The 2,277-nt window shown below is 73.5% G+C and carries 3 protein-coding genes; 2 read left to right on the forward strand and 1 reads right to left on the reverse strand.

Annotated elements, in window-relative coordinates:
• A partial coding sequence (locus tag ACFFNX_RS48085) for a transglutaminase TgpA family protein (protein ID WP_378213125.1) occupies positions 1-1,322 on the forward strand: 1,322 nt, incomplete at its 5' end.
• 41 nt (positions 1,323-1,363) lie between these two features.
• A complete protein-coding gene (locus ACFFNX_RS48090) occupies positions 1,364-1,750 on the forward strand; it encodes a VOC family protein (RefSeq protein WP_378213126.1) in 387 nt (128 codons plus the stop codon).
• A gap of 12 nt (positions 1,751-1,762) precedes the next feature.
• Here the strand turns inward: ACFFNX_RS48090 and ACFFNX_RS48095 are convergent.
• A partial coding sequence (locus ACFFNX_RS48095; RefSeq protein ID WP_378213127.1) for a hypothetical protein occupies positions 1,763-2,277 on the reverse strand: 515 nt, incomplete at its 5' end.

Here is a 2,277-nt window from a genome sequence, read left to right on the forward strand (position 1 = left end):
CCGGCGGGAACTTCGTCGCGGCCGGCAACCGGATTCCGGCACCGGAGCACGTGACCAGGCACCGGCCCAGCACCCGCGTGGACCAGCGCTACACCATCCAGAACCTGCCCGGTGTGTGGGTGCCCGCCGCCGACCGGCCCACGACCATCACGGGCCTGGGCGTCACGGTCGACCCCCGGAGCGGTGTGCTCACCACCGTCCAGCCGCTGCGCACCGGCCAGACGTACTCGGTGCGGTCGGCGGCGCGCGACTACGACGCGGACGAGCTCGCCGACGCGGAGCCGGCGCGCGACGCCGAGGCGCTGGCCGCGACGGCCCTGCCCGAGTCGCCTGGCACGACCGCCGCGAACGCCCAGGTGCCCGCCTTCCACAAGCTCGCCGAGCAGATCACCGCCGGTCAGAACACCGGTTTCCTGCGTGCGGCCAAGCTCGCCGACTACCTGCGCGCGACGGACAGGTACGACGTGTCCGGACTGCCCGGCCACACCTACGCACAGCTCGACTACTTCCTCACCCGCTCCAAACGCGGCACGTCGGAGCAGTTCGCCACCGCGTACGCCGTCCTGGCCCGCTCACTCGGCCTGCCCACGCGTGTGGTCGTCGGCTTCCGGCCGGGCGTCGGCGGTGACGGCGAGTTCCAGGTGCGCTCCGGGGACGTGCTGGTCTGGCCCGAGGTGGACTTCACCGGCCTGGGCTGGGTGCCGTTCTACCCGACGCCCGAACAGGCGGGCCGCTCGCAGAAGTCCGGCTCGGTCCCGGCGGGCGACACCCAGCAGAAGCTGGAGCAGGCGCAGAAGAACGCCGCGGCCAAGAACAAGGGCAACGGCGGCTCCACGCAGCCCAAACAGCCGACCTCGCCGCCGACGGTCAAGAAGAAGCCGCACAGGTCGACGCCCTGGTGGGTGTACGCCCCGGCCGCCCTCCCGGTCATCCCGATCGTGTACCTGGTGGCCGTGCTCGTCCTGCCGATGCTGCGGCGTCGCCGCAGGCGAACGGCTGCCACGCCCGCCGAGCGGATCGCCGGGGCGTGGGAGCAGACCGTCGAGACGCTGCACGCCGTCGGGCTCCCGCGGGCGACCACGCTGACCGCGCACGAGGTGGCCGGCTTCGGCGGGCGTACCGTCGCCGGCACCGAACCCCACCTGCGCCCGCTCGCGGACCTGGTCAACCGCGCGGAGTACGCTCAGCGCCCGCCGGACCCGGCCGCCGCCGACGCCGCCTGGCGGCACTCGGACCAGATCGGCCGCCTCGTCGCCCGCGCGGCGAGCCCGATCCGCCGCGCCGGCCGCCGTCTGCACCCGCGCAAGCTGCGAGCGCGCTGAGCGTTCCCGGGCCGTTCCGGGCGTTCCCTAGACTCGGGATCATGCTCAGACTCGGATTCCCGGTGATCGGTGTGACCGACATTCCCCGCGCCGTGGCCTTCTGGACGTCCGCGCTGAACCTGGTGCCCACATCAGAGTGGGAGAGCGCGGACTGGAGGACCCTGGAGCACGCGGACGGGTCGGGCCGTGCACTCGGACTGATGCTCAGCGAGTCACCCGCCCAGGCGCGCCCCCGGATCCATCTCGACCTGCTGGTGGACACGACGGCCGAACAGGAGGCCGAGATCGAACGCCTGATCGGGCTCGGAGCCGACCGGCTCGACTGGGACCTGTACCCGCCGGACGCCGACTTCGTCGTCCTCGCGGATCCGGACGGCAACGCCTTCTGCGTCGTGGACCTGAGCCGGGCCCCGTCGAGCACGGCGTAACGAACCGCGGCCTTATCCGGCGTGCGCGCCGCGGATGCAGGCCGGTTTCGACCAGGCGACCGTGGCGGCCTGGCCGTCGCCCTGCCCCATGGCGACCATCGCGCCCACCACGAAGCAGTAGCCCTTCGCCGGGTCGAGACCGCTGATGGTGGTGCTGAGCGTGCGAGGCGGGAGGGCCTGAGGAGGCTCCGAGCCCGCCTCGTCGGCCTGCTGCACCCAGATCGGGTAGTCGTTGTTCTTCGTCAGCTTCCACCGCAGGCTGACGAGCTGGCCCTTGCCGACCGCGTGGACCGAGCGGGGCGTCGCGGCGTGGATGACGGCCGTCGGGACCGCGGGGCTGGTGTTCGGGGTGGACGGGGTCGTCGGCCCCGCCGTGGTCGGGTTCGGCGTCGGCGTGGGCGGTTTGCCGCCGTCGCCGCCGAACGCCAGCACACCGGCGATGCCGGCGCCCGTACCCACGACCGCGACCGCCAGCACACCGGCGATGAGGCCGCCGCGTCCCTTCAGGCCGCCGGACCGGGGCGGGC

It is taken from the genome of Actinoallomurus acaciae (assembly GCF_042429965.1).
GTDB classification, from domain to species: domain Bacteria; phylum Actinomycetota; class Actinomycetes; order Streptosporangiales; family Streptosporangiaceae; genus Actinoallomurus; species Actinoallomurus acaciae.

Bases quoted from the DNA above. Each gene is read 5' to 3' on its own strand.
- ACFFNX_RS48090 (WP_378213126.1), top strand. From the start codon at position 1,364: ATGCTCAGACTCGGATTCCCGGTGATCGGTGTGACCGACATTCCCCGC.